23 protein-coding genes and 4 tRNA genes are annotated in these 26,271 nt (G+C 60.5%); 23 read left to right on the forward strand and 4 right to left on the reverse strand.

The genetic code is table 11. The features are described from left to right. Positions 1–137 precede the first annotated feature (137 nt). From K5R88_RS00405 to K5R88_RS00435, 7 genes are all read left to right on the forward strand, one after another. Positions 138–213, forward strand: a tRNA-Ala gene (locus K5R88_RS00405). Between the two features lie 79 nt (positions 214–292). Next, positions 293–368: transfer RNA gene (locus K5R88_RS00410), tRNA-Glu, on the forward strand. Between the two features lie 53 nt (positions 369–421). Next, a tRNA-Ala gene (locus K5R88_RS00415) sits at positions 422–497 on the forward strand. Positions 498–577: 80 nt separating this feature from the next. Further along, a tRNA-Glu gene (locus tag K5R88_RS00420) sits at positions 578–653 on the forward strand. 183 nt (positions 654–836) lie between these two features. Further along, positions 837–1,376: a TetR/AcrR family transcriptional regulator gene (locus tag K5R88_RS00425; RefSeq protein ID WP_008037648.1), complete on the forward strand. Its 540-nt coding sequence runs from the start codon at positions 837–839 to the stop codon at positions 1,374–1,376. A gap of 31 nt (positions 1,377–1,407) precedes the next feature. Next, positions 1,408–2,241: an alpha/beta fold hydrolase gene (locus K5R88_RS00430; RefSeq protein WP_008037646.1), complete on the forward strand. Its 834-nt coding sequence runs from the start codon at positions 1,408–1,410 to the stop codon at positions 2,239–2,241. A gap of 48 nt (positions 2,242–2,289) precedes the next feature. Then, complete coding sequence (locus K5R88_RS00435; RefSeq protein ID WP_008037643.1) at positions 2,290–2,727, forward strand: acyl-CoA thioesterase; 438 nt, start codon at positions 2,290–2,292, stop codon at positions 2,725–2,727. Here the strand turns inward: K5R88_RS00435 and K5R88_RS00440 are convergent. Continuing rightward, a complete protein-coding gene (locus K5R88_RS00440) occupies positions 2,724–2,924 on the reverse strand; it encodes a hypothetical protein (RefSeq protein WP_226298920.1) in 201 nt (66 codons plus the stop codon). The genes K5R88_RS00435 and K5R88_RS00440 overlap by 4 nt on opposite strands. Here K5R88_RS00440 and K5R88_RS00445 point away from each other — a divergent pair. Both K5R88_RS00445 and K5R88_RS00450 read left to right on the forward strand, forming a co-directional pair. Next, entirely contained in the window at positions 2,923–3,882 is a 960-nt protein-coding gene (locus K5R88_RS00445; protein WP_192226348.1) for a tRNA dihydrouridine synthase, read from the forward strand. The genes K5R88_RS00440 and K5R88_RS00445 overlap by 2 nt on opposite strands. Before the next feature lie 120 nt (positions 3,883–4,002). Beyond that, on the forward strand, positions 4,003–4,449 hold the full coding sequence (locus tag K5R88_RS00450) for an Hsp20 family protein (RefSeq protein ID WP_008028306.1): 447 nt from the start codon (positions 4,003–4,005) through the stop codon (positions 4,447–4,449). Between the two features lie 165 nt (positions 4,450–4,614). Here the strand turns inward: K5R88_RS00450 and K5R88_RS00455 are convergent, their stop codons facing one another. Next, positions 4,615–7,893: a PAS domain S-box protein gene (locus K5R88_RS00455; RefSeq protein WP_008028304.1), complete on the reverse strand. Its 3,279-nt coding sequence runs from the start codon at positions 7,891–7,893 to the stop codon at positions 4,615–4,617. A 66-nt stretch (positions 7,894–7,959) separates the two neighbouring features. Further along, on the reverse strand, positions 7,960–8,850 hold the full coding sequence (locus K5R88_RS00460) for a LysR family transcriptional regulator (RefSeq protein WP_008028303.1): 891 nt from the start codon (positions 8,848–8,850) through the stop codon (positions 7,960–7,962). A gap of 146 nt (positions 8,851–8,996) precedes the next feature. Between K5R88_RS00460 and leuC the strand changes: the two genes are divergently transcribed. From leuC to K5R88_RS00495, 7 genes are all read left to right on the forward strand, one after another. Continuing rightward, entirely contained in the window at positions 8,997–10,415 is a 1,419-nt protein-coding gene (gene leuC / locus K5R88_RS00465; protein WP_008028300.1) for a 3-isopropylmalate dehydratase large subunit, read from the forward strand. Positions 10,416–10,425: 10 nt separating this feature from the next. After that, positions 10,426–11,070, forward strand: coding sequence for a 3-isopropylmalate dehydratase small subunit (gene leuD / locus K5R88_RS00470; RefSeq protein WP_008028298.1), 645 nt, complete (start codon positions 10,426–10,428; stop codon positions 11,068–11,070). A 137-nt stretch (positions 11,071–11,207) separates the two neighbouring features. Continuing rightward, the gene (locus K5R88_RS00475; RefSeq protein ID WP_192226352.1) at positions 11,208–11,975 is read left to right on the forward strand and encodes a class I SAM-dependent methyltransferase; all 768 of its coding nucleotides are present in this window, start codon (positions 11,208–11,210) and stop codon (positions 11,973–11,975) included. A 79-nt stretch (positions 11,976–12,054) separates the two neighbouring features. Next, the gene (gene leuB / locus K5R88_RS00480; protein ID WP_192226354.1) at positions 12,055–13,137 is read left to right on the forward strand and encodes a 3-isopropylmalate dehydrogenase; all 1,083 of its coding nucleotides are present in this window, start codon (positions 12,055–12,057) and stop codon (positions 13,135–13,137) included. A gap of 68 nt (positions 13,138–13,205) precedes the next feature. Beyond that, complete coding sequence (gene asd / locus K5R88_RS00485) at positions 13,206–14,318, forward strand: aspartate-semialdehyde dehydrogenase (RefSeq protein WP_008037636.1); 1,113 nt, start codon at positions 13,206–13,208, stop codon at positions 14,316–14,318. Positions 14,319–14,563: 245 nt separating this feature from the next. Continuing rightward, a complete protein-coding gene (locus tag K5R88_RS00490) occupies positions 14,564–15,574 on the forward strand; it encodes an aspartate-semialdehyde dehydrogenase (RefSeq protein WP_192226356.1) in 1,011 nt (336 codons plus the stop codon). Positions 15,575–15,782: 208 nt separating this feature from the next. Continuing rightward, positions 15,783–18,416 carry a FimV/HubP family polar landmark protein gene (locus tag K5R88_RS00495; RefSeq protein WP_226298921.1) on the forward strand — a complete coding sequence of 878 codons (2,634 nt, stop codon included), beginning with the start codon at positions 15,783–15,785 and terminating at the stop codon, positions 18,414–18,416. A 162-nt stretch (positions 18,417–18,578) separates the two neighbouring features. On the opposite strand, the gene K5R88_RS00500 is transcribed toward K5R88_RS00495, so the two are convergent. After that, positions 18,579–19,238: a M24 family metallopeptidase gene (locus K5R88_RS00500; RefSeq protein WP_226300298.1), complete on the reverse strand. Its 660-nt coding sequence runs from the start codon at positions 19,236–19,238 to the stop codon at positions 18,579–18,581. A 191-nt stretch (positions 19,239–19,429) separates the two neighbouring features. Here K5R88_RS00500 and truA point away from each other — a divergent pair, with 191 nt between their 5' ends. The 7 genes from truA to purF all read left to right on the forward strand — a co-directional run bounded on the left by truA (position 19,430) and on the right by purF (position 26,231). After that, a complete protein-coding gene (truA, locus tag K5R88_RS00505) occupies positions 19,430–20,254 on the forward strand; it encodes a tRNA pseudouridine(38-40) synthase TruA (RefSeq protein WP_032828713.1) in 825 nt (274 codons plus the stop codon). A 63-nt stretch (positions 20,255–20,317) separates the two neighbouring features. Next, on the forward strand, positions 20,318–20,941 hold the full coding sequence (locus K5R88_RS00510; RefSeq protein ID WP_192226362.1) for a phosphoribosylanthranilate isomerase: 624 nt from the start codon (positions 20,318–20,320) through the stop codon (positions 20,939–20,941). 209 nt (positions 20,942–21,150) lie between these two features. Then, positions 21,151–22,071, forward strand: coding sequence for an acetyl-CoA carboxylase, carboxyltransferase subunit beta (accD, locus tag K5R88_RS00515; RefSeq protein ID WP_008028281.1), 921 nt, complete (start codon positions 21,151–21,153; stop codon positions 22,069–22,071). Then, the gene (gene folC / locus K5R88_RS00520; protein WP_226298922.1) at positions 22,068–23,375 is read left to right on the forward strand and encodes a bifunctional tetrahydrofolate synthase/dihydrofolate synthase; all 1,308 of its coding nucleotides are present in this window, start codon (positions 22,068–22,070) and stop codon (positions 23,373–23,375) included. The genes accD and folC overlap by 4 nt, the downstream gene beginning before the upstream one ends. Further along, complete coding sequence (locus K5R88_RS00525) at positions 23,359–24,024, forward strand: SPOR domain-containing protein (RefSeq protein ID WP_008037624.1); 666 nt, start codon at positions 23,359–23,361, stop codon at positions 24,022–24,024. Before folC ends, K5R88_RS00525 begins: the two co-directional genes overlap by 17 nt. Before the next feature lie 99 nt (positions 24,025–24,123). Continuing rightward, complete coding sequence (locus K5R88_RS00530; protein WP_008028275.1) at positions 24,124–24,684, forward strand: CvpA family protein; 561 nt, start codon at positions 24,124–24,126, stop codon at positions 24,682–24,684. 41 nt (positions 24,685–24,725) lie between these two features. Next, a complete protein-coding gene (purF, locus tag K5R88_RS00535) occupies positions 24,726–26,231 on the forward strand; it encodes an amidophosphoribosyltransferase (protein WP_007935163.1) in 1,506 nt (501 codons plus the stop codon). The last annotated feature ends 40 nt before the right edge of the window (positions 26,232–26,271 follow it).

The following is a 26,271-nucleotide window of genomic DNA, read 5'->3' on the forward strand; positions in this document are numbered from 1 at the left end:
ATCCATGTATACCCCCGGATTTACGGGGGGAGGGCGGTAAGTGATTGTTATGTCGGCAAAAAACTTTGGAAATTGTTAAAAATAAATTTGACACGTTTCCGAAGCGCCATTAAGATTCGCCCCGTCCTCAGCGATGAGGGGCTATAGCTCAGCTGGGAGAGCGCTTGCATGGCATGCAAGAGGTCGACGGTTCGATCCCGTCTAGCTCCACCAATTTACACTTCAAGGTCTGGCCACACCGGCCTTGAAGCGATCAACACTCAGCGTTGATCTGTTGTATAGAAGGGTTTGCGTCCCCTTCGTCTAGTGGCCTAGGACACCGCCCTTTCACGGCGGTAACAGGGGTTCGAGTCCCCTAGGGGACGCCAGTTTTACAGAAGCGATGTCGAAAGATGCCGCTCCGCCGCGAGGCGAAAAATCCGGGGCTATAGCTCAGCTGGGAGAGCGCTTGCATGGCATGCAAGAGGTCGACGGTTCGATCCCGTCTAGCTCCACCAATTTTACAGTTCAAGGTCTGGCCACACCGGCCTTGAATCGATCAGCTCTCAGCACTGATCAGTTGTATAGAAGGTTTTGCGTCCCCTTCGTCTAGTGGCCTAGGACACCGCCCTTTCACGGCGGTAACAGGGGTTCGAGTCCCCTAGGGGACGCCACGATTACCCGCTCTGCGGGATTTTATAAGGGTCATTCAATTATTGAATGGCCCTTTTGTTTGTCTGGCGTTTGGCCAAATCCCCCATTTCTCTCAAACTGTTCTTCAGACCAGCGGTCACATCTACGACTTGCGGAAAATTATTATGAGAATAATATTCTAGTCGTAATATTCGGAGGCAACGATGAACGATAAAAAAGCTCAAACCCGCGAACGCATTCTCAAGGCCGCCAGCGCAGCGCTGATTCAGCGTGGCCCGGCCGAACCGAGCGTGGGCGAAGTGATGGGCGCAGCCGGCCTGACGGTTGGCGGCTTCTATGCGCACTTCGAAAGCAAGGACGCGATGATGCTGGAAGCGTTCAAGCAACTGCTCGGTCACCGCCGTAGCTTGATCGCTGACATGGACGCCGAATTGACCGGCGAAGAGCGTCGCGCGTTGGTGGCGGCGTTTTACCTGTCACGCAAACACCGGGATTCCTCTGAATCCGCGTGCCCGATCCCGGCCTCCGTCGGCGAGCTGGGACGCCTGCCGGACGCATTTCGGGTGGCGTTGAATGAACACGTGGAAATGATGGTCGCGCAGTTGGCGGCCAGCCCGGAAGACACCGACAAAGCCCTGGCCGACATGGCCTTGATGGTCGGTGGATTGGCTCTGGCGCGGGCGCTGGGGCCGGGAGAGTTGTCTGATCGATTGCTGCGTGCCGCCAAGTCGGCGGTGCAATGACCTGAAGGCAATGGCCTGAGGAGTGAGAGCGATGAGCACGTTAAAGTGGGTTCGTGGCGTTAATGGCACCTTGGGCTGGTTTGCACCGAAACTGGTCGCGAGCAAAATGCGACTGGCGTTCATGACGCCGCGGGATCTGCCGCCGCGTGATTGGGAATTGCCGTTACTGGCGAAATCCGAGCGCATCACACTTCGTTTCGGCCTCTCGGCGTTGCGCTGGGGGCAAGGCCCGGCGGTATTGCTGATGCACGGTTGGGAAGGTCGGCCAACGCAGTTTGCCAGCCTGATCACCGCGCTGGTTGACGCCGGCTATACCGTAGTCGCCCTGGACGGTCCGGCTCACGGTCGCTCGCCGGGCAACGAAGCCAACGTCGTGCTGTTCGCCCGGGCCATGCTTGAGGCCGCTGCCGAGTTGCCGCCGCTGCAAGCGGTCATCGGTCACTCGATGGGCGGTGCCAGCGCCATGCTCGCCGTTCAGTTGGGCCTGCGCACCGAAACCCTGGTGACCATTGGCGCTCCGGCGCGGATTCTCGGGGTTCTGAGAGGATTTGCCCGCTACGTGCGGCTACCGCCAAAAGCCCGTTCGGCGTTCATTCGCCAAGTCGAAAAAGATGTCGGCATGCGCGCGGCTGCATTGGATGTCTCGCGTTATCAGCTCGACATGCCTGGCCTGATCGTTCATGCCGAAGACGACAACTTCGTCCCGGTCAAGGAATCCCAACTGATCCACGAGGCCTGGTTCGACAGTCGCTTGCTGCGGCTGGAGGAGGGCGGTCATCAACGGGTGCTTGCCGACCCGCGGGTGATTGATGGCGTGTTATCACTGCTGGCCGGTCGCAGTCTGCAATCGCGCCAATCGGCCTGAGCATCCGTTACACTGCCCCGGTCGACATCATTTGACCGGGAGTGGGGCATGGGCTGGGATCGGGCAACGCCATTTATCATTGATCTTGCGGTGGACGCCGAGGACATCGACGGGTTGGGGCACGCGAATAACGCGGTGTACGTGACCTGGCTCGAACGCTGCGCCTGGCGCCACTCGCAGCGGCTCGGCCTCGATCTGGTCGAGTACCGGCGGCTGGATCGGGCGATGGCGGTGGTGCGGCACGAAATCGATTACCTGGCGGCAGCCTATGAAGGTGATGAGTTGCAATTGGCGACCTGGATCGTCGATTGGGACCAGCGCCTGAAAATGACTCGGCACTTCCAGCTCAAGCGCCCGAGCGACAACACCACGTTACTGCGCGCGCAAACCACGTTTGTCTGCATTGAGCTGTCCACGGGCAAACCCAAGCGCATGCCGGCGGAGTTCATCGAAGGTTACGGCCCGGCGTTGCAAGTCGCGATTTAATTGAACCCTTCGCGGGCAAGCCACGCTCCTACAGGTTTTGTGTCGTTCGCATAATGGCGGAACGACACAAAACCTGTAGGAGCGTGGCTTGCCCGCGAAGGCGTCCGCACAATCAACACCGCCCGGTCTGACGAAATACCTTCTAACCGCCGAAACCAGTAAACTGCCGCACGTTTTTCGTCGAGTGTGTTTTTCATGCAAATTGCTTTGGCGCCCATGGAGGGATTGGTCGACAACATCCTGCGGGACGTGCTGACCCGTGTGGGCGGTATCGATTGGTGCGTGACCGAGTTCATCCGGATCAACGACCAACTGCTCACCCCTGCCTATTTCCACAAGTTCGGTCCTGAACTGCTGACGGATGCGCGCACCGCTTCCGGCGTGCCATTGCGCGTGCAGCTGTTGGGTTCCGACCCGGTGTGCCTGGCGGAAAACGCCGCGCTGGCCTGCGAGCTGGGTTCCGAAGTCATCGACCTGAACTTCGGCTGCCCGGCCAAGACCGTCAATAAATCCCGTGGCGGCGCGGTATTGCTCAAAGAGCCCGAGCTGCTGAACCAGATCGTCGAGCATGTCCGTCGCGCCGTTCCGGCGCACATTCCGGTCACCGCGAAAATGCGTCTCGGCTTCGACAGCCCTGACGGTTCGCTGGTCTGCGCCACGGCCCTGGCCGAAGGCGGCGCGGAGCACATCGTGGTGCATGCGCGGACCAAGATGGACGGCTACAAGCCGCCGGCGCATTGGGAGTGGATCCCTCGTGTGCAGGAAGTGGTCAAGGTGCCGGTATTCGCCAACGGTGATATCTGGAGCGTCGAAGACTGGCGCCGCTGCCGCGAAATCAGCGGCGTGGAAGACATCATGCTCGGTCGCGGGCTGGTGTCGCGTCCGGACCTGGCCCGGCAGATCGCCGCCGCCCGTGCCGGTGAAGAGGTGGTCGAAATGACCTGGGCCGAGCTGCTGCCGCTGATTCAGGACTTCTGGCTGCAAGCCAAAGCCCAGATGACGCCACGCCAATCGCCCGGTCGCCTGAAGCAGTGGCTGGCGATGCTGACCCGCAATTATCCCGAGGCGGTTGAGCTGTTCACCCTGCTTCGCCGTGAAACCGAACTGGATCAGGTTTCGCGTTTACTGGGGTTGCAGGTAGCCGAAGCGGCCTGAAAAAAATCTCGAAATAATCTCTTGAAATGCAATCAGCGGTCCCTATCTAAGGATTACGCGATGCCGAATTCGGGTCGCGGAGACAAAAAACTTGCTGATTGTTTTCAGGAGATTTGAACCATGACTACTGCATTTTCCCTGGCCCCACTGTTCCGTTCCTCGGTAGGCTTCGACCGTTTCAACGACTTGTTCGAAACCGCCCTGCGCAACGAGCCAGGCAGCACCTATCCACCTTACAACGTGGAAAAACACGGTGACGATCAATACCGCATCGTTGTAGCGGCCGCCGGTTTCCAGGAAGAAGACCTGGACCTGCAAGTCGAGAAAGGTGTGCTGACCATCAGTGGCGGCAAACGCGACGCAACTGAAGGCGTGACCTTCCTGCACCAAGGCATCGCCCAGCGCGCGTTCAAACTGTCGTTCCGTCTGGCCGATCACATCGAGATCAAGGCCGCCGACCTGAGCAACGGTCTGTTGAGCATCGACCTGCTGCGTGTCATTCCGGAAGAGGCGAAAGCCAAACGCATCCCAATCAACGGGACGCAAAAACCCGCTTTGCAGCACTAAGGCGGGGCAATGAAAAAGGGCGCCAATGGCGCCCTTTTTTGTGCCCGCTGTTCTCCTGTAGGAGCAAGCTTGCTCGCGATGGACTTCTGGGCGACGCGTTTATCCAGACAGTGCGCGTCATCGTTGACGTCCATCGCGAGCAGGCTCGCTCCTACAGGGTGCGGGTTATTTCAGGAGTTTCTGGAATGCCTCCACCGGCAACGGCTGGCTGTGCAAATAGCCCTGATAAAAATGGCAGCCCAGCCCCTGCAAAAACTCCAACTGCTCCGGCGTCTCCACCCCTTCGGCAATCACTTTCAACTCCAGGCTGCGGGCCATGGCGACGATGGCGCGGATGATCTCGGCGTCGTTCGGGTCGGTAGTCGCATCGCGAATGAACGACTGGTCGATTTTCAGGGTGTCGACCGGCAATCGCTTGAGGTAAGTCAGCGAGGAATAACCGGTGCCGAAGTCGTCCATGGCGAAGCTGATGCCGAGTTTTTTCAGGCGGCGCATTTTGCTGATGGTGTCTTCCAGATTCTGGATGACGATGCCTTCGGTGATCTCCAGTTTCAGCAGCGAGCAGGGCAGGCCGTGGGTGGCGAGGCTGAGCTCGATGCGCTCGACGAAGTCGTTCTGGCGGAATTGTCGTGGGCTGATGTTCACGCACAGGCTGAAGTCGAGCGGGTCGATCAGACCCTTGGCGATCAACTGTTTAAAGGCGTCGCAGGCTTCGTCGACGATCCAGGTGCCGACTTCCAGAATCAGCCCGCTGTCTTCCAGGACCTTGATGAATTCAGTCGGCGATTGCGCGCCCAATTCCGGATGGTTCCAGCGCACCAGCGCTTCGGCGCCGACGATACGATTGTCGCGGGCGTCCACCTGCGGCTGGTAATGCACGTCGAATTCGCCCCGGGAAAGGGCCAGGCGCAGGTCGGTTTCCATGCGCAGGCGTTCACTGGCGGCCTTCTGCATGGTGTTGTGATACATCTGGGTGGTGTTGCGCCCCGAATCCTTGGCCCGATACAGTGCGATGTCGGCGCGTTTGAGCAGGTCGGTCGGGGTCGAGCCATGATCGGGAATCAGCGCGATACCGATACTCGGTGTCACTTGCAGGCGCTGGCCGTCGAGGAACATCGGTTCCGACAACAGTTCGCGCAAGGTGTCCGCCAGTTCGCGGACCTGCTCGCTGACTTCATTGCGCGAACCTTCCAGGCCGCTGAGCAGCACCACGAATTCGTCACCGCCCAACCGTGCCACGGTGTCTTCCATGCGCACGCTGGCTTCGAGGCGCGCAGTGATGATCTTCAGCACCGTGTCACCCACCGGATGGCCGAGCGAATCGTTGATGTGCTTGAAGTGGTCGAGGTCCAGAAACATCAGGGCGCCGCGCAGGTTGTGGCGTTTGAGCAGGGCGATCTGCTGGCTCAGGCGATCCATCAACAGCGCGCGGTTGGGCAGGTTGGTCAGCGGGTCGTGGTAGGCCAGGTGGCGGATCTGTGCTTCGGCGTTTTTCAACAGGCTGACGTCCCGCGCGGTCAGCAGCAGGCACGCGGTTTCATTGAGGGTGATCGGTTCTACCGAGACTTCGACGGTCAGCAAGTCGCCATGCTTGTTGCGCCCAAGCATTTCCTGATGATGCACGCGGCCCTTGATCTGCAGCTCGGCCAGCAGCGCCGAGCGTTGTTTTTCTTCGGCCCAGATGCCGACCTGGTACACCGTGCGGCCGACGACTTCATCGGCGCGGTAGCCGGTCAGGCGGCAGAAACCGTCGTTGACCTCCAGATAGCGCCCGGTGTCGCGTTCGGTGATGGTGATGGCGTCGGGGCTGGAGTGGAAGGCCTTGGCGAACTTCTCCTCGCTGGCCTTGAGCGCCGCTTCCGAACGTTGTTGCTGGGTGATATCACGCAAAGTGGTAACGATGCACGGCTGGTCGCCGACACTGATCTGGCGGCTGGAAATCACGCAGGTCAGCGACTGGCCGTCCTTGTGCTGGACGATGATGGCGACGTTGTTCAGGCCTTGTTCGCGGATGACTTGTTCGATCCGGCGCAGGCTTTTCGCCGAGGCGTCCCACAGACCGATTTCGTCGGCGCTGCGACCAATCACCTCGGCGGTGCTCCAGCCGAAGGTCTGAGTGAAACTGGAGTTGATCTCGATGAACTGGCCGGTGTCCTGGCGGGTAACGCAGATCGGGTCCGGACTGACCTGGAACAGGGTGGCAAATTTCTCTTCGGAGGCGACCAGCTTCTGTTCGCGTTCGACCTGATCGGTAATGTCCAGCAAGGTCCCCGCCATGCGTAGCGGTGCGCCGTTTTCATCGCGGTAGAGGCGGGCGCGGCTTTCCAGGTAACGCGAAGTGCCGTCCTCCAGCTGCACGCGGTAGGTCAACTGATAGTTGCCGGCCGGGCCTTCGCGCAGGCTGCGATAGGCATCGCGCATGCTGTCGCGCTCCTCACCGGGCACGCCTTCGAAAAACTCGTCGAAGGATTCATGGAACGGTATGGGGTCCAGTCCGTGCAACTGCGCGGCGCGGGCCGAGCCATACAACATGCCGCTGGGAATGTGCCAGTCCCAGGTGCCGAGTTGCGCCGAGTCCAGCGCCAGATCGAGGCGCTCCTGGCTGTCTTTCAAGGCGAGTTCGGCAGCCTTGCGTTCGGTGGTGTCGAGAAAGGTGCTGAGCAGGTAGGGCTGGCCCTCGAGTTCGACCTTTTGCGCACTGAGAATGCCATCGTGGACCTGTCCATTACTGGCGCGGAACTGCACCTCCATGCTGACCAGCTCACCTTTGGCCTTGGTCGCCTTGACCAGTTTCTCCCGTTGCTCCGGGTGCACCCAAAGGCCCAGTTCCAGCGTGGTGCGGCCAATCGCGTTTTGCACCGGCCAGCCGAACAGGCTTTCGAAATACTGGTTGGCTTCGGTGATCAGGCCGTCTTCCTGGCGAGTCAGCAGCACCATGTTCGGGCACAGGTGAAACAGCGTCGCGAAGCGTTTTTCCGAGCTGCTCAGCGCCTGTTCGCGCTGACGCTGGTGGGTGATCTCGCGGATCACCCCGATCATGCGTGGTCGCCCGTGTTTGTCCGGCAGCAGGCTGCCGTTGATCTCCAGCCAGTGCAGGCTGCCGTCGGGCCAGCGAATGCGGTGATGCATCGCCTGTTCCAGCGGCGCGCCGGCGATCACCGCGTGGAAGGCACGGAGGGTTTTCGCTCGATCCTCCGGGGGCAACAGGTCGAGGTATTCCAGATCCGCCGGCAACGGTTGCCGGGGGTCGAAGCCGAACAGCGCCTGCGTACCCCGCGACCAACTGATCTGCCCGCGCTCGATGTCCCAATACCAGGCGCCCAAACGTGCGCCGTTGAGGGCGGCCAGCAGCTGCGGCGCACTCTCCCAGCTCTGCTCGGATCGTTTCGGGTCAAGCGCCTGAATACGTGGCATCGGTGGAATACGGTCAACAGATTTCGGCATTGGCAGGCCTTGGGCTGAATGGGGCGTTAGGCGCAGGTATTTGAGGCTCTATAGGAGTAGCACAAATTAGCCTTGAGTCCCTGGCAGATCGAGTTGTGCATCCAGCAAGGCCATAAAAGCCCGTGCTGCGTTCGACAGCGTCCGTTCGGTGTGCAAGATATAGCCTAGCTGGCGAGTCAGTTGTATGCCGGGCAAAGGTATTCGCGCAACCTGATCGTCAAGCATTGTGCGCGGCAACACGCTCCAGGCCAGGCCGATCGACACCATCATCTTGATGGTTTCCAGATAATTCGTGCTCATGGCGATGTTCGGCGTCAAGCCTTGGGCTTCGAACAGGCGCCGCACGATATGGTGAGTAAAGGTGTTGCCGCCGGGAAACACCGCCGGATGCAGGGCGATGTCCGCCAGGCTGACCGCGCCATTGCTGATCAGTGAATGCTCCGGCGCGGCCACGAAATCCAGCGGGTCGTCCCACACCGGCGTGGCCTTGACCAGGGCATGAGGCTCGGGTGCGAGGGTGATGACGGCCAGCTCGGCGCGACCGTGGAGGATTTCTTCGTAGGCCACTTCCGAATCAAGGAACTGAATATCCAGCGCCACTTGTGGGTAGCGTCGGGTGAATTCCCTTAACAAGGGCGGCAAACGGTGCAGGCCGATGTGGTGACTGGTGGCCAGCGTCAGGCGGCCGGTCACTTCGCCAGTCAGGTTAGTCAGGGCGCGGCGGGTGTCGTCCAGCACGTTCAGAATCTGATAAGCCCGTGGCAGCAGGGCGCGTCCGGCTTCGGTCAGGCCGACTTCGCGGCCCAGTCGATCAAACAGTCGCACCTTCAATTGCTGCTCCAGCCCGGCGATCCGTTTGCTGATCGCCGGTTGCGTCAGGTGCAGCCGTTCGCCGGCACCGGAGAAGCTTCCTGTCTCGGCAATGGCAATAAAGGCATTAAGGTTGGCCAGGTCCATCGTTGTATTCCAGTTGGTTATCCAAAGCATAAAAAATATGAATTTGAGTTATTTAATGTAACCCCCTAGGATCGACCTCACAAGCCAAAGGGTTATTGAATCTCTCAAGACCCAGGGCATAGAAATACGCTGATGAGGACCGTCTGATGGCCGGCAAAACGCTTTACGACAAGCTTTGGGATTCCCATGAAGTGAAACGGCGCGACGATGGGTCGTCGCTGATCTATATCGACCGCCACATCATCCATGAAGTGACTTCGCCCCAAGCTTTCGAAGGCCTGCGCCTGGCCGGGCGCAAGCCTTGGCGCGTCGACTCGATCATTGCCACGCCGGATCACAACGTACCGACCACTCCGGATCGCAAGGGTGGCATCGAAGCGATTACCGACCAGGTCTCGCGTTTGCAGGTTCAGACCCTCGATGACTACTGCGATGAATATGGCATCACCGAATTCAAAATGAATGACGTGCGCCAGGGCATCGTTCACGTGATCGGTCCGGAGCAGGGCGCAACCTTGCCGGGCATGACCGTGGTCTGCGGCGACTCGCACACCTCGACTCACGGCGCGTTTGGCGCCCTGGCCCATGGCATCGGCACTTCCGAGGTCGAGCACGTGTTCGCCACGCAGTGCCTGGTCGCCAAGAAAATGAAGAATATGCTGGTGTCGGTCGAAGGCAAACTGCCGTTCGGCGTGACCGCCAAGGACATCGTGCTCGCGGTCATCGGCAAGATCGGCACCGCCGGCGGTAATGGCCACGCCATCGAGTTCGCCGGCAGCGCCATTCGCGACTTGTCTATCGAAGGCCGCATGACCATCTGCAACATGTCCATCGAGGCTGGCGCTCGCGTAGGTCTGGTGGCGGCGGATGAAAAAACCGTGGCGTACGTGAAAGGCCGTCCGTTTGCCCCGAAAGGCGCGGAATGGGACCTCGCTGTCGAAGCCTGGAAAGACCTGGTTTCCGATGCTGATGCGGTGTTCGACACCGTCGTCGAGCTGGACGCCACTCAGATCAAGCCTCAAGTCAGCTGGGGCACTTCGCCCGAGATGGTGTTGGCGGTCGATCAGAATGTGCCGGACCCGGCGAAGGAAATGGACCTGGTCAAGCGCGGTTCCATCGAGCGCGCCCTGAAGTACATGGGTTTGACCGCCAATCAGGCGATCACCGACATTCAGCTGGACCGCGTATTCATTGGCTCCTGCACCAACTCGCGGATCGAAGACCTGCGCGCTGCGGCGGTGATCGCCAAGGGCCGCAAAGTGGCTTCGACCATCAAGCAAGCCATCGTGGTGCCGGGCTCGGGCCTGGTGAAGGCGCAAGCCGAAGCCGAAGGCCTGGACAAGATTTTCCTCGAAGCCGGTTTCGAGTGGCGTGAACCAGGTTGCTCGATGTGCCTGGCGATGAACCCGGACCGTTTGGAGTCGGGCGAGCATTGCGCATCGACCTCCAACCGCAACTTCGAAGGGCGTCAGGGTGCCGGTGGCCGTACGCACCTGGTCAGCCCGGCCATGGCCGCGGCGGCTGCCGTCAACGGTCGTTTCATCGACGTTCGCGAACTGATCTGAGGAACCGCACATGAGAGCTTTTACCCAACACACCGGTTTGGTCGCGCCTTTGGATCGTGCCAACGTCGACACCGACCAGATCATTCCGAAGCAGTTCTTGAAGTCGATCAAGCGCACCGGTTTTGGCCCGAACCTGTTTGACGAATGGCGCTACCTGGACGTGGGTTATGCCTATCAGGACAACTCCAAGCGTCCGCTGAACAAGGATTTCGTCCTCAACGCCGAGCGTTACCAGGGCGCCAGCGTATTGTTGGCCCGCGAGAACTTCGGTTGCGGCTCCAGTCGTGAGCACGCGCCGTGGGCGCTGGAAGAGTACGGTTTCCGCAGCATCATTGCGCCGAGCTATGCCGACATTTTCTACAACAACAGCTTCAAGAACGGCTTGCTGCCGATCATCTTGAGCGACGCTGAAGTGGATGAGCTGTTCCAGCAGGTCGAGGCGAATCCTGGCTACGAGTTGAAGATCGACCTGCAAGCCCAGACCGTGACCCGGCCGGACGGCAAGGTCTACAGCTTCGAGCTTGACGAGTTCCGCAAGCATTGCCTGGTCAACGGCCTCGATGACATCGGGCTGACTTTGCAGGATCACGAGGCGATTGCATCGTTTGAAGCCAAGCACCGTGCGAGCCAGCCTTGGTTGTTTCGCGACGCTTGATTTTGCGTAAGGCGTGATGACGCCTTCGCGGGCAAGCCTCGCTCCTACAGGTATTGCGCTGTCCTTGTAGGAGCGAGGCTTGCCCGCGAAGAGGCCCGAAAAAACACCCCAAGACTCACCCGAAAAAGGAAGTCCACATGACCAGCACCGCTCAGCACAGTCAGGTAGTCCAAAAGCAATTCGGCGAACAGGCCTCGGCCTACCTGAGCAGCGCCGTCCACGCTCAAGGCACTGAATTTGCGCTGCTACAGGCTGAGCTGGCCGGGCAGGGCGATGCCCGCGTGCTGGACCTCGGTTGCGGCGCCGGTCACGTGAGTTTTCACGTGGCGTCGCTGGTCAAGGAAGTGGTGGCTTACGATCTGTCGCAGCAAATGCTCGACGTGGTCGCCGGTGCTGCCGCTGATCGTGGGTTGGGCAACGTGTCTACGGTCCTGGGTGCCGCTGAGCGGTTGCCATTCGCCGATGGCGAATTCGACTTCGTCTTCAGCCGTTATTCGGCGCACCATTGGAGCGATCTCGGCCTGGCCCTGCGTGAAGTCCGGCGGGTGTTGAAGCCGGGCGGCGTGGCGGCGTTCATCGACGTGTTGTCACCGGGCAGCCCGTTGTTCGACACTTACCTGCAAAGTGTCGAAGTGCTGCGCGACACCAGCCATGTGCGCGATTATTCCGCCGGCGAGTGGCTGCGTCAGGTCAGCGAGGCGGGGTTGCACACTCGCAGCACCACGCGTCAGCGCCTGCGTCTGGAGTACACCAGTTGGGTCGAGCGCATGCGCACACCACAAGTGATGCGCGCCGCGATCCTCGAGTTGCAGCAGTCGATGGGCAACGAAGTACGCGAATATTTTGAGATTGAGGCCGATGGTTCGTTCAGTACCGATGTACTGGTACTGATGGCTGAACGATAAGCTCGGAAACATAAGCGCCGAGCGATAGAATTTTTCCGGGCGTGCCCAAGGGCACACCGACTGATGACATGAGGAAAGCATGAGCAAGCAGATTCTGATTCTCCCAGGTGACGGTATTGGCCCGGAAATCATGGCCGAAGCGGTCAAGGTGCTGGAACTGGCCAACGACAAGTACAGCCTGGGCTTCGAACTGAGCCACGACGTGATTGGTGGCGCCGCCATCGACAAGCACGGCGTGCCTCTGGCTGACGAAACCCTGGAGCGTGCTCGCGCCGCCGATGCTGTTTTGCTGGGCGCCGTGGGCGGCCCGAAATGGGACACCATCGAGCGTGACATCCGCCCTGAGCGTGGTCTGCTGAAGATTCGTGCGCAACTGGGCCTGTTCGGCAACCTGCGTCCGGCGATCCTGTACCCGCAACTGGCCGAAGCTTCCAGCCTGAAAGCCGAAATCGTTTCCGGCCTGGACATCCTGATCGTTCGCGAGCTGACCGGCGGCATCTACTTCGGCGCGCCGCGTGGCACCCGCACCCTGGAAAACGGCGAGCGTCAGTCCTACGACACGCTGCCGTACAGCGAAAGCGAAATCCGCCGCATCGCCCGTGTCGGTTTCGACATGGCCATGGTGCGCGGCAAGAAGCTGTGCTCGGTGGACAAGGCCAACGTGTTGGCTTCCAGCCAGCTGTGGCGTGAAATCGTCGAAGAAGTGGCCAAGGATTACCCGGAAGTCGAACTGAGCCACATGTACGTCGACAACGCGGCCATGCAACTGGTGCGCGCACCGAAGCAGTTCGACGTGATCGTCACCGACAACATGTTCGGCGATATCCTGTCCGACCAGGCGTCGATGCTCACCGGTTCCATCGGCATGCTGCCGTCGGCATCGCTGGATACCCATAACAAAGGCATGTACGAGCCGTGCCACGGTTCGGCTCCGGACATCGCGGGCAAGGGCATCGCCAACCCGCTGGCGACCATTTTGTCGGTTTCGATGATGTTGCGTTACAGCTTCAACCAGTCGGATGCAGCGGATGCCATCGAGAAAGCCGTGAGCCTGGTGCTGGATCAGGGCCTGCGGACGGGCGACATCTGGTCGACCGGTTGCACTAAAGTCGGTACGCAGGAAATGGGTGACGCAGTAGTCGCCGCGCTGCGGAATCTGTAATCTCTCGGGCCCGCTGCCACTTTCCACTTCGAAAGCAGCGGCCCACTTTTCAAGAAGGTGTAGTTGCGATGAAACGTGTAGGTCTGATCGGTTGGCGCGGTATGGTCGGTTCCGTGCTCATGCAGCGGATGCTGGAAGAGCAGGATTTCGATCTTATCGAGCCGGTGTTTTTCACCACTTCCAATGTCGGTGGCCAAGGCCCGTCCGTGGGCAAGGACATTGCTCCGCTCAAGGACGCTTACAGCATTGAAGAGCTGAAAACCCTCGACGTGATTCTGACCTGCCAGGGTGGCGACTACACCAGCGAAGTCTTCCCGAAGCTGCGCGAAGCCGGCTGGCAGGGTTACTGGATCGACGCCGCTTCCAGCCTGCGCATGCAGGATGACGCGGTCATCGTGCTGGACCCGGTCAACCGCAAGGTCATCGACCAGCAGCTCGACGCGGGCACCAAGAACTACATCGGCGGCAACTGCACCGTCAGCCTGATGCTGATGGGCCTGGGCGGTCTGTTCGAAGCCGGCCTGGTCGAGTGGATGAGCGCCATGACTTATCAGGCAGCCTCCGGTGGCGGCGCGCAGCACATGCGTGAACTGATCAAGCAAATGGGCGTGACCCACGGCGCTGTCGCCGATCAACTGGCCGACCCGGCCAGCGCCATCCTCGACATCGACCGCCGTGTGGCCGAAGCCATGCGCAGCGACGCGTACCCGACCGAGAACTTCGGCGTACCGCTGGCCGGCAGCCTGATCCCGTGGATCGACAAGGAACTGCCGAACGGTCAGAGCCGCGAAGAGTGGAAGGCCCAGGCCGAGACCAACAAGATCCTCGGTCGCTTCAAGAGCCCGATCCCGGTCGATGGCATCTGCGTGCGCGTCGGCGCCATGCGCTGCCACAGCCAGGCACTGACCATCAAGCTGAACAAAGACGTGCCGATCGCCGATATCGAAGGGCTGATCAGCCAGCACAACCCTTGGGTCAAACTGGTGCCGAACAACCGCGACATCAGCATGCAGGAGCTGAGCCCGACCAAGGTCACCGGCACCCTGAATGTTCCGGTTGGCCGTCTGCGCAAGCTGAACATGGGTTCGCAGTTCGTCGGCGCGTTCACCGTTGGCGACCAGTTGCTGTGGGGCGCGGCCGAGCCGCTGCGTCGCATGCTGCGGATTCTGCTTGAGCGTTGATCGATTGAAGCAATGAAAGAACCCGTGCCTTGAAAGGGGCGCGGGTTTTTTTATGGAAGTTGTGTCGCCAGAAAGGGCCTCTTCGCGGGCAAGCCTCGCTCCTACATGGGGTCGCGCCGCACCTGTAGGAGCGAGGCTTGCCCGCGAAGTGGCCGGTACCGGCACCGCAAATCCCCGGCAGAAATTGCCTGCACACCCTCCACCCGGTAAAGTGCCGCTCCCCCCGTTTCGCCAGAGGTACACCCATGAGCCAGTCCTTTGATATTGCCGTGATCGGCGCCACCGGTACTGTCGGCGAAACGCTCGTGCAGATTCTCGAAGAACGCGACTTTCCGGTCGGCAACCTGCACCTGCTGGCCAGCAGCGAATCCGCCGGTCATTCGGTGCCGTTTCGCGGCAAGAACGTGCGGGTGCGGGAAGTCGATGAGTTCGACTTCAGCAAAGTACAGCTGGTGTTCTTCGCCGCAGGTCCGGCGGTGACCTTGAGTTTCGCCTCGCGCGCCACGGCGGCCGGTTGCTCGCTGATCGATCTGTCGGGCGCCTTGCCTGCCGATCAGGCACCGCAGGTGGTGCCGGAAGCCAATGCTCAGGTTCTGGCCGGTCTGAAAAAGCCATTCCAGGTCAGCAGCCCGAGCCCGTCGGCCACCACCTTGGCCGTGGTGCTCGCACCCTTGCTCGGTCTGCTCGATCTGCAGCGCGTCAATGTGACCGCCAGCCTGGCCGTTTCTGCCCAGGGCCGCGAAGCCGTCACGGAACTGGCCCGGCAAACCGCCGAGCTGCTCAATGTGCGTCCGCTGGAGCCGAGTTTTTTCGATCGGCAGATGGCCTTCAACCTGCTGGCGCAAGTCGGCAAGCCGGATGAAAACGGCCATACGCTGCTGGAAAAGCGTCTGGTGCGTGAGCTGCGTCAGGTCATGGCCTTGCCTTCATTAAAGATTTCCGTCACTTGCATTCAAGCCCCGGTGTTTTTTGGCGATAGCTTTAACGTGACCCTGCAGTCTGCAAGCGCTGTGGACCTGGTAAAAGTCAACGCGGCGCTGGAAGACGCTCCGGGTATCGAGCTGGTGGAAGCCGGCGATTACCCGACGCCGGTCGGCGATGCGGTAGGGCAGGATGTGGTCTACGTCGGTCGGGTTCGCGCTGGAATCGACGACCCGTCGGAACTTAATGTGTGGCTGACGTCAGATAACGTACGCAAAGGCGCGGCGCTCAATGCTGTGCAGGTGGCTGAATTGTTGATAAAAGACCTGCTGTAAAAGATACTTGGCAACAATTTGCAGAATGATTCTGGTCGGGCGTCATGCTCGACCGGATTGCTGAAGGCAAGCCACCCTGCGAGGCTTTCCGGGGCATGAAAGAAATGATCGCGCGCGACGACCCTTCGCCGCCGCGCGCAATGCCTTACGGCAGCGACTATCAACACCTTCTCGCTGGCCGAGGAATGTTCAAACAAAGGATGAGGCTATGGTTCAAGTTCGCAAACTGGTGTTAGCAATAGCGGCCGCCTCGGCGCTGTCCTCCGGTATGGCGCATGCGCTCGGGCTCGGGGAATTGACCCTGAAGTCGTCGCTGAACCAGCCGCTGGTGGCGGAAATCGAATTGCTCGACGTCAAGGAACTCACGGCCGCCGAATTGGTGCCGAGCCTGGCGTCGCCCGAAGATTTCGCCAAGGCCGGTGTCGACCGTCAGGCATTCCTCAATGACCTGAGCTTCACCCCGGTGCTCAACGCCAGTGGCAAAAGCATCTTGCGCGTGACCTCCAGCAAGCCGCTGTCCGAACCGATGGTGAAATTCCTGGTTCAGGTGATGTGGCCCAACGGTCGCCTGCTGCGCGATTACAGCGTGCTGCTCGATCCGTCCAAATTCTCGCCGCAAACCGCTGAAGCGGCTGCGCAGCCGGCGCCGACTCAGACTGTCGCTGCACCGGTGACCGGCGCTACCAAGCCGACCCAATACACCACCACGCCGCGCGATACCCTCTGGGAAATCGCTGCGAAGGCGCGCAATGGCGGCTCGGTTCAGCAAACCATGCTGGCCATCCAGGCGCTGAACCCGGATGCCTTCATCAACGGCAACATCAACTTGCTGAAAACCGGTCAGGTGCTGCGCCTGCCGGATCAGACGCAAGTCGCCAGCGTGCCGCAACCCAAAGCCATTGCCGAAGTCGCTGCGCAGAACACTGCGTGGCGTCAGGGGCGTCGCTATGTGGCGAAGCCTGGAGCAGGGCAGCAGCAACTCGACGCGACCAAGCGCCCTCGCGCTGAAGGCGCTCCAGTGCAGCCCGCCAAGGACAAACTGAGCCTGGTGTCTGCCGAGTCCGGCAAGGCCGGTGGCAAAGGTGCTGCAGGTGATGCGAAGGCCTTGAGCAACAAACTGGCCCTGGCCCAGGAAAGCCTCGACACGACCCGTCGTGACAATGCTGAACTGAAAAGCCGCATGACCGATCTGCAAAGTCAGCTGGACAAGCTGCAACGCCTGATCGAGCTGAAGAACAATCAACTGGCCAAGATGCAGGCCGAAGGTGCTGCGGGTGCGCCGGCTGCTGCTGTTGCGGCGGCCCCGGCGATCTCGGCCGAATTGACGCCGAGCCCTGCACCCGTAACGCCAGCCCCGGTGGCGGCCGCTCCTGAGGCAGCGCCAGCTCCGACTGAAACGCCTGTCGAGCCAGCGCCAGCCGCGTCTGACGATCAGAAATTCAACGATCTGCTGACCAATCCGGTGCTGCTGGGTCTGGTCGGCGGTGGGGCAGTGGTTCTGCTGCTGTTGCTGCTGTTGCTGGCCCGTCGCCGCAAAGCCCAGCAGGAAGCCGAGAAACACCTGCGGATGGCCCGTGCCTTGTCCGAGGAGCAGGATTTCTCCGCTGATCTGGATTTGCCTGAAAGCAGCTTCGAAGGTCTGGAAGTGCCGCCGCCAAGCGTGAAGCTCGCGACCGCGCCAGCTCCTGCACCCGCGCCAACCCCGGCTCCCGCTCCGGCTCCGGTCATTGAGCCAGTGGTGGTCATGCCGCCGATCGCCGCGCCACTGGTCGCGCCTGCTGCTGATCGTGATGACGACGTGCTGGCCAAGGCGCAGTCGCACATGGCCGCCGGTCGCCTGAATCAGGCGGCTGCGTTGCTGGAAGATGGCATCAAGCAAGAGCCTCAGCGCAGTGACCTGCGTCTGAAGCTGATGGAAGTCTATGGCCAGCAGGGCGACCGCGATGCGTTCGTGGCCCAGGAGCGTCAGCTCGTGGCCAACGGCGAAAACTTCGCCCGTGTCGAAGAGCTGAAAAGCCGCTTCCCGGCCATGGCGGTCGTCGTGGCGGGTGGTCTGGCTGCTGCGGCCGTTGCCGCCGAGCTGGACGCCGAATACGTCAAAGAGCTGTTGATGGACGAGTCCGAAGAGCCGGCGCCGGCACTGGCCGATGACGACTTCGACAGCGCGTTTGATCTGAGTCTGGATGATCTGGAAAACGTCGTTCCTGTGGTGGCTGCGCCTGAGCCGACGCCTGAGCCAGAACCAGAGGCTTTGGCCGAACTGGATGAATTCCCGCTGGACGACGACCTGAGCTTTGAGTCGGTGTTGCAGCAACAGACTGAAATCAAGGAAAACCTCGACGACCTGTCGGACTTCGATCTGGACATGGACCTCGGTGCCGATCCGTCGCCAGGGATCCTCGATGAAGACGATTTCCTGTTGAGCCTGGATGACGACGTCAAGGACTTGCCTGCCGTGGAAGTGCCAGCCGCCGCTCCTGAGGTCGCGCTGGATGATCTGGAGCTGCCGGCGGATTTCGATCTGTCGCTGGCCGATGAAATGGATGCTCCGGATGCATTTGCCGCTGAGCTGGATGACGTCAACGCCGAGCTGGATCGTCTTTCGCAGAGCATTGGCGAGCCGACCTTCACTGCCGAAGACGCATTGGCTTCCGCCGCTGACGAACCGGAATTCGATTTCCTCTCCGGCACCGACGAAGTCGCCACCAAGCTCGATTTGGCCCAGGCCTACATCGACATGGGCGACGCCGATGGCGCGCGGGACATCCTCAATGAGGTGGTCAGCGAAGGTGATGCGGGTCAGAAGAGCGAAGCCAAGGAAATGCTTTCGCGTCTGGCTTGAGTGATCGGTAAGGCATAAACAAAACGGCAGCCCATTGAGGCTGCCGTTTTTGTTTTAACAATAGTGCGATGGAGTTTGTCGGGGTGTCTTCGCGGGCAAGCCTCGCTCCTACGGGGCTCACCGAACCTGTAGGAGCGAGGCTTGCCCGCGAAGCTTTTTGGTTCAGACCAGCAAATCCTCATAAAACGCACCAAACGGCCGGGTAGGGTGGGCGATCTGGATTTCCAGAATCCATAACCCCACATTCGGACATTCCTCGAAATTCCCCAGATCCCCGGCACGATAAATCGCATGGGGGAAATCACTGACCCGATGCCCCTTGATTTCCAGGTTCAGCTTCCAGCCCATCGCCGTCGCCTGTTCGTCGGCATAGCGATACAGCTCGGGACCGGCCACCTGCTGTGTACGCCAGTATTCGTGAACCTGATCGAACAAGGTCTTCGCGGCCGTCGCGCAGGCCTTCATCTCGGGATCGTCACCGACGACGAACGTAGCGCCGGAGTCGCCTTCATGGCGATCCCAGACCACGCCGAGGTCGATAAAGAAAATGTCGTTCTCGGCCAGTACCGGATCGCCTTCGGAGCGTTGCTTGAAGGTTTTCAGGGTGTTTTCGCCAAAGCGGATTTTTGACGGGTGCCAGATGCGGTCCATCCCGAGTTCGTTCAATACGTCGAGGCTCATGGCCAGTGCCTCGGACTCACGCATGCCGGGTTTGATGCGTCGGGCCATTTCGTCGATGGCTTCCCACGTTTTGCGTTTGGCGTGCAGCATGCCTTCCAGGCTGTACGCCAGGCCGACGGCTTCTTTGAGAGGTGCATTCATCATCAGGTCTCGGTGGTGTGCTGTTTTTTTTCGTTGTGTATTTATCTATATAGCGAAGTCTGTGTGGACACTGCAACGGCACAAACGACACACGCCTCTGGCGTCCCGGTCCGGCGGCCTTATAATGCCCGCCTTTGCGTAGATCAGCAGGCTGTCACTCCTTGGCAAATATAGATAACCCGGCCGCCGAAATGGCGGCCGACGGCTTTTTCCGCATCGCGTTGGGCGTTGAATACAAAGGCTCTCGCTATCGCGGCTGGCAGCGTCAGGCCTCCGGCGTGCTCACGGTGCAGGAAACCCTGGAAAACGCCTTGTCCAAAGTTGCCGACTCACCCGTGTCGCTGCTGTGCGCCGGGCGCACGGACGCCGGCGTGCATGCGTGCGGGCAGGTGGTGCATTTCGACACACAGGTCGAGCGGTCGATGAAAGCCTGGGTAATGGGCGCCAACATCAACTTGCCCCACGACGTCAGCGTCAGTTGGGCCAAGGTCATGCCGGCGCATTTCCATGCGCGGTTCAAGGCCATCGCCCGGCGCTATCGCTACGTGATCTACAACGATCAGATCCGCCCGGCGCACCTGAACGAAGAAATTACCTGGAATCACCGTCCGCTCGACGTCGAGCGCATGGCCGAGGCTGCGCAATACCTGGTCGGCACCCACGACTTCAGCGCTTTTCGCGCCGGCCAGTGCCAGGCCAAATCGCCGGTCAAGGAGCTGCATCACCTGCGCGTCACGCGTCACGGCAAGATGATCGTGCTGGATATCCGCGCCAGCGCCTTCCTGCACCACATGGTGCGTAACATTGCCGGTGTATTGATGACCATCGGCGCCGGCGAGCGTCCGGTGGAGTGGATGAAGGAAGTGCTGGAGAGCCGCATTCGCCGTTCCGGCGGGGTAACGGCGCATCCATTCGGCCTGTATCTGGTGCAGGTCGAGTACCGCGACGAGTTCGAATTGCCTGAACGTTACATTGGCCCACACTTCCTGACCGGTTTCACCGAACTTGACGGCTGACGCCCTCGAACGCATTTGTTACCATCCGGGACTTTCTCGGATTTACCCTGAGGTTTTATCGACATGTCAGCCGTTCGCAGCAAGATTTGCGGGATTACCCGCATAGAAGATGCGTTGGCGGCGGTCGAGGCCGGGGCTGATGCCATCGGGTTTGTGTTTTACGCCAAGAGCCCGCGGGCTGTGACGTTCCAGCAAGCGCGCGACATCATCAAGGCGCTGCCGCCGTTCGTGACGACTGTGGGTTTGTTCGTCAACGCCAGCCGTTGCGAGTTGGGAGAGTTGCTCGACGCCGTGCCGCTGGACCTGTTGCAGTTCCATGGCGACGAAACCGCTGCCGACTGTGAAGGCTGGCATCGACCGTACATCAAGGCGCTGCGGGTCAAGGCGGGCGACGACATTGCGGCGGCATGCAATGCGTTTCCAAGTGCCAGCGGTATTCTGCTCGACGCCTACGTTGAAGGTGTACCTGGCGGAACCGGCGAAGCGTTCGACTGGTCTCTGATACCGCAAGGCTTGAGCAAGCCGATCATCCTGGCGGGCGGTTTGACGCCGGACAACGTCGCAGAAGCGATTGCCCGGGTTCGGCCTTACGCCGTGGACGTCAGTGGTGGAGTAGAGGCGAGCAAGGGCATCAAGGATCACGCAAAGATTCAGGCATTCATTAACGCAGTACGCAGCAGCAAGTAGTTGATGTGACGGCTGGCAGACTGCCGCCGTCCCAAAATGCACTGCGCTGCACAAAGCAGGCACGGCTGAGGATTGATGGGTTGTACGCAGGTCACGCTTCACTGACCCGGCTACCCACCGATCATCGCCACACACATGAATTTAGCTCAAGGGCATACGCGGGGCTGCGAACCAGAGCGTTCGGGCCGCCGGTACTGGAGAAAGAAAGCATGAGCAACTGGTTAGTAGACAAACTGATCCCTTCGATCATGCGTTCCGAGGTCAAGAAGAGCTCGGTGCCTGAAGGTCTGTGGCACAAATGCCCGTCTTGCGAGGCTGTGCTGTATCGTCCGGAGCTGGAAAAGACCCTGGATGTTTGCCCGAAGTGCAACCACCACATGCGTATCGGCGCCCGCGCCCGTATCGACATTTTCCTCGACGCCGAAGGCCGCAGCGAGCTGGGTGCGGACCTGGAGCCAGTCGACCGTCTGAAGTTTCGCGACGGCAAGAAGTACAAGGACCGCCTGACCGCTGCGCAAAAGCAGACCGGCGAAAAAGACGCGCTGATCTCCATGAGCGGCACCCTGCTGGGCATGCCGGTGGTGGTTTCGGCCTTCGAATTCTCCTTCATGGGCGGTTCCATGGGTGCGATCGTCGGTGAGCGCTTCGTACGCGCCGCCAACTACGCCCTGGAAAACAAATGCCCGATGATCTGCTTCGCCGCTTCCGGCGGTGCGCGGATGCAGGAAGCCCTGATTTCCCTGATGCAAATGGCCAAGACCTCTGCGGTACTGGCGCGTCTGCGTGAAGAAGGCATTCCGTTCATCTCCGTGCTGACCGATCCGGTCTACGGCGGCGTCTCCGCCAGCCTGGCGATGCTTGGCGACGTGATCGTCGGCGAGCCGAAAGCCCTGATCGGCTTCGCCGGTCCACGCGTGATCGAGCAAACCGTTCGCGAAAAACTGCCGGAAGGCTTCCAGCGCAGCGAATTCCTGCTGGAGCACGGTGCGATCGACATGATCATTCACCGTCAGGAACTGCGTCCGCGCCTGGGTAACCTGCTGGCGCAACTGACCGGCAAGCCGACGCCGAAATTCGTCGCCGCGCCAATCGAGCCGATCGTCGTTCCGCCGGTGCCTGCAAACATATGACCCAACGCACCCTTGGCGAGTGGCTCGCCTACCTTGAGCAGTTGCACCCTTCGGCCATCGACATGGGCCTTGAGCGCTCGCAACAGGTAGCGTCCCGCATGGGGCTGGGCAAGCCGGCGCCTCGGGTGATCACGGTCACCGGCACCAACGGCAAGGGTTCCACCTGCGCATTCGTGGCTTCATTGCTGCGGGCGCAGGGTCTGAAGGTTGGTGTCTACAATTCTCCGCACCTGCTGCGTTACAACGAGCGGGTGCAGGTCAACGGCGTCGAAGCGACGGATGCCGAGCTGTGCGAAGCCTTTGCTGCGGTAGAGGCAGGGCGTGGCGAAACCTCCCTGACTTACTTCGAAATGGGCACCCTGGCGGCGTTCTGGCTGTTTCAACGGTCAGCGCTGGATGCCGTGGTGCTGGAAGTCGGTCTGGGCGGGCGACTGGACACGGTCAACGTGGTGGATGCCGACATGGCGCTGGTGACCAGCATCGGCGTGGATCACGCGGATTATCTGGGCGACACCCGTGAGTCAGTGGCCTATGAAAAGGCCGGTATCTTCCGCCAGGGCGCGCCTGCGCTCTGTGGCGACCTGAATCCTCCTCAACCTCTGCTGGACAAGGCGCGCGAGCTGGCTTGCCCGTTTTTCCTGCGGGGACGCGATTTTGACCTCGGTGTCACCGATCACAACTGGCAATGGCGCGGTCTTGACGCTCAAGGACGTGTAGTCGAGTTGCATGATCTGCCGTTGCTCGATCTGCCGATGGAAAACGCCGCGCTGGCGTTGCAGGCGTACCTGTTGCTCGGTTTGCCCTGGGTCGATGCGCAGATTATTGATGCGCTGAAAGCCACGCGGGTGGTTGGTCGTCTCGACCGCCGCCAGTTCGACTGGCAGGGCAAGCGTCTGAACCTGTTGCTGGATGTGGGGCATAACCCTCACGCCGCCGAATACCTGGCCCGTCGTTTGGCGAGCCGACCGCCGGCCGGCAAGCGTCTGGCGGTGTTTGGATTGCTGGCGGACAAGGATCTGGATGGTGTTGTCGGCGAATTGAATGCTAGTGTCCAGCACTGGGCTGTTGCGCCGCTGGATTCGTCGCGGGCGCGACCGGTCGCCGATTTGCACGGGGTGTTGCACAACCTTGGTGCTTCAGTCGCGTCCTATGACAGCGTGGCCGCCGCCCTGGAAGGGCAGTGCGCGCTGGCGACGAGCGACGACGAAATTCTGTTGTTCGGATCATTTTATTGTGTTGCCGAGGCCCTTGAATGGCTGGCCCGGCGCTCCACGGAGGAAGCGGCAAATGGCATTGCTGGATAAGGCTTACAAACAGCGCATGGTCGGCGCCCTGGTGCTGGTGGCGCTGGCGGTGATTTTCCTGCCGATGCTGTTTTCCCGTCAGGATGAGCAGCGTCAGGTGACGGTCGAAGCGCCAGCCGCCCCGCAAGCGCCTTCGGTGCCGCAGGTGCAGGTTGAGCCGGTGGCGGTGCCTGAGCCGCAAGTCTTGCCGCAGGAGCCTGTGCCGAGTGATGACGACATCGCGCAGCAGGAAGAACCCGTAATGCCGATCGCGCCGACTGCGCCCGTCGCACCTGCGCCTGCCGCAAAACCGGTAACGCCGCCTCCGGCACCGGCTCCGGTCAACAAGCCAACGACTGCGCCGAGCCAGCCGATTACCGCCGCACCGGGTAAACCGGACACCACTCAAAGCCGCGTCGACGCCAATGGCCTGTCGGTCAGCTGGTCGGTGCAACTGGCCAGCCTGTCGAGCCGTGCCAGCGCAGAAAACCTGCAGAAAACCCTGCGCAGCCAAGGCTACAACGCCTACATTCGCACGGCTGACGGCAAGAATCGGGTGTTCGTAGGGCCGCTGATCGAGCGTGCGGAAGCCGATCGTCTGCGCGACTTATTGAACCGCCAGCAGAACCTCAAGGGTTTTGTGGTGCGCTTCCAGCCTGAGCGCGGTTGAAAACTATCGACCCGATTTGAAATGCACTGACAATCGCAGCTTACCGATAAGCATGGGCTCTGCTAAAATGCGCCGCCTTATCCGTCTGTAGGCTGCACTGTGCCATTTACCTGGGTTGACTGGGCGATCGTTGCAATCGTCGCCATCTCCGCATTGATCAGTCTGAGCCGCGGCTTCGTCAAAGAAGCATTATCGCTGGTGACCTGGATCATCGCAGGAGTCGTCGCCTGGATGTTCGGTGGTGCATTGTCCGAATACCTCGCCGGATACATCGAAACGCCATCGGCACGTGTGATCACGGGCTGCGCAATAATGTTTGTCGCCACGCTGATCGTAGGCGCAATGATCAATTATCTTATCGGCGAATTGGTTCGCGTCACCGGGTTGTCCGGGACCGATCGATTCCTCGGCATGGCCTTCGGCGCCGCGCGTGGCGTGTTGCTGGTGGTCGTGGCGGTCGGGCTGTTGAGCCTGGGGCCGGTACAGCAGGACGGGTGGTGGCAACAGTCGCAACTCGTGCCAAAATTTCTATTGGTCGCAGACTGGTCCAAAAACCTGATTCTCGGGTGGAGCAGTCAGTGGCTTGCCAGCGGTATCAGCGTACCCGCTGAAATACCGTTCAAGGAGCACCTCTTGCCGACGGCCAAAACGCCTCAGTGAGTTGTGTTCAGTTCAGATCCATTAAGTAGGGGTTGCGTCGCATGTGTGGCATCGTCGGTATCGTCGGTAAGTCGAACGTCAATCAGGCGCTGTATGACGCGCTAACCGTCCTCCAGCACCGCGGCCAGGACGCTGCCGGTATCGTGACCAGCCATGACGGCCGGTTATTCCTGCGCAAGGACAATGGCCTGGTGCGTGACGTGTTCCATCAGCGTCACATGCAGCGTCTGGTCGGTCACATGGGCATTGGCCATGTGCGTTACCCGACCGCGGGCAGCTCGACCTCGGCCGAAGCTCAACCGTTCTACGTCAACTCGCCTTACGGCATCACCCTGGCGCACAACGGTAACCTGACCAACGTTGAACAGCTGGCCAAGGAGATTTACGAATCTGACCTGCGCCACGTCAACACCAATTCCGATTCGGAAGTGCTGCTCAACGTGTTCGCGCACGAACTGGCCCAGCGTGGCAAGTTGCAGCCTACCGAAGAAGACGTGTTCGCTGCCGTCACTGACGTGCACAACCGTTGCGTCGGTGGTTACGCTGTCGTGGCGATGGTGACCGGTTACGGCATCGTCGGTTTCCGCGACCCGCACGGCATCCGTCCGATCGTTTTCGGTCAGCGTCACACCGACGAAGGCGTGGAGTACATGATCGCCTCCGAAAGCGTGTCCCTGGACGTGCTCGGTTTCACCCTGATTCGCGACCTGGCACCGGGCGAAGCGGTCTACATCACTGAAGACGGCAAGCTGCACACCCGTCAGTGCGCGACCAACCCGTCCCTGACTCCGTGCATCTTCGAACACGTCTACCTGGCGCGTCCGGACTCGATCATCGACGGTGTCTCGGTTTATAAAGCCCGTCTGCGCATGGGTGAGAAGCTCGCCGAGAAGATCCTGCGCGAGCGTCCGGATCACGACATCGACGTGGTTATCCCTATTCCGGACACCAGCCGTACCGCTGCGCTGGAGCTGGCGAACCACCTGGGCGTGAAGTTCCGCGAAGGCTTCGTGAAGAACCGTTATATCGGTCGTACCTTCATCATGCCGGGCCAGGCTGCACGGAAAAAATCCGTACGCCAGAAGCTCAACGCCATCGAACTGGAATTCCGCGGCAAGAACGTGATGCTGGTGGATGACTCGATCGTTCGCGGCACCACTTGCAAGCAAATCATCCAGATGGCCCGCGAAGCTGGCGCCAAAAACGTCTACTTCTGCTCCGCGGCACCGGCCGTTCGCTACCCGAACGTCTACGGCATCGACATGCCGAGCGCTCATGAGCTGATCGCCCATAACCGTTCGACCCAGGACGTCGCGGATCTGATCGGCGCAGACTGGCTGATCTATCAGGACTTGCCTGACTTGATCGAAGCGGTCGGTGGCGGCAAGATCAAGATCGACAAGTTCGATTGCGCGGTGTTCGACGGCCAGTACGTGACCGGCGACGTTGACGAGGCTTACCTGAACAAGATCGAGCAGGCACGCAACGATGCCTCCAAGGTCAAGACGCAGGCAGTCAGCGCGATCATTGATCTGTACAACAACTGAGTAACTACCGGCCCTGAGGGGCCGGTTTTGTATCTACTAG

Source organism: Pseudomonas sp. MM213 (assembly GCF_020423045.1).
GTDB lineage: Bacteria > Pseudomonadota > Gammaproteobacteria > Pseudomonadales > Pseudomonadaceae > Aquipseudomonas > Aquipseudomonas migulae.

Coding starts and splice junctions, on each gene's coding strand:
- K5R88_RS00460 (WP_008028303.1), bottom strand. CDS start 8,850: ATGGACCTGGCCAACCTTAATGCCTTTATTGCCATTGCCGAGACAGGA.
- K5R88_RS00490 (WP_192226356.1), top strand. CDS start 14,564: ATGAGCCAGTCCTTTGATATTGCCGTGATCGGCGCCACCGGTACTGTC.
- K5R88_RS00440 (WP_226298920.1), bottom strand. CDS start 2,924: ATGAAAAACACACTCGACGAAAAACGTGCGGCAGTTTACTGGTTTCGG.
- K5R88_RS00450 (WP_008028306.1), top strand. CDS start 4,003: ATGACTACTGCATTTTCCCTGGCCCCACTGTTCCGTTCCTCGGTAGGC.
- purF (WP_007935163.1), top strand. CDS start 24,726: ATGTGTGGCATCGTCGGTATCGTCGGTAAGTCGAACGTCAATCAGGCG.
- K5R88_RS00455 (WP_008028304.1), bottom strand. CDS start 7,893: ATGCCGAAATCTGTTGACCGTATTCCACCGATGCCACGTATTCAGGCG.
- asd (WP_008037636.1), top strand. CDS start 13,206: ATGAAACGTGTAGGTCTGATCGGTTGGCGCGGTATGGTCGGTTCCGTG.
- K5R88_RS00430 (WP_008037646.1), top strand. CDS start 1,408: ATGAGCACGTTAAAGTGGGTTCGTGGCGTTAATGGCACCTTGGGCTGG.
- accD (WP_008028281.1), top strand. CDS start 21,151: ATGAGCAACTGGTTAGTAGACAAACTGATCCCTTCGATCATGCGTTCC.
- folC (WP_226298922.1), top strand. CDS start 22,068: ATGACCCAACGCACCCTTGGCGAGTGGCTCGCCTACCTTGAGCAGTTG.
- K5R88_RS00495 (WP_226298921.1), top strand. CDS start 15,783: ATGGTTCAAGTTCGCAAACTGGTGTTAGCAATAGCGGCCGCCTCGGCG.
- leuB (WP_192226354.1), top strand. CDS start 12,055: ATGAGCAAGCAGATTCTGATTCTCCCAGGTGACGGTATTGGCCCGGAA.
- K5R88_RS00425 (WP_008037648.1), top strand. CDS start 837: ATGAACGATAAAAAAGCTCAAACCCGCGAACGCATTCTCAAGGCCGCC.
- K5R88_RS00445 (WP_192226348.1), top strand. CDS start 2,923: ATGCAAATTGCTTTGGCGCCCATGGAGGGATTGGTCGACAACATCCTG.
- leuD (WP_008028298.1), top strand. CDS start 10,426: ATGAGAGCTTTTACCCAACACACCGGTTTGGTCGCGCCTTTGGATCGT.
- truA (WP_032828713.1), top strand. CDS start 19,430: ATGGCGGCCGACGGCTTTTTCCGCATCGCGTTGGGCGTTGAATACAAA.
- K5R88_RS00500 (WP_226300298.1), bottom strand. CDS start 19,238: ATGAATGCACCTCTCAAAGAAGCCGTCGGCCTGGCGTACAGCCTGGAA.
- K5R88_RS00435 (WP_008037643.1), top strand. CDS start 2,290: ATGGGCTGGGATCGGGCAACGCCATTTATCATTGATCTTGCGGTGGAC.
- leuC (WP_008028300.1), top strand. CDS start 8,997: ATGGCCGGCAAAACGCTTTACGACAAGCTTTGGGATTCCCATGAAGTG.
- K5R88_RS00475 (WP_192226352.1), top strand. CDS start 11,208: ATGACCAGCACCGCTCAGCACAGTCAGGTAGTCCAAAAGCAATTCGGC.
- K5R88_RS00510 (WP_192226362.1), top strand. CDS start 20,318: ATGTCAGCCGTTCGCAGCAAGATTTGCGGGATTACCCGCATAGAAGAT.
- K5R88_RS00525 (WP_008037624.1), top strand. CDS start 23,359: ATGGCATTGCTGGATAAGGCTTACAAACAGCGCATGGTCGGCGCCCTG.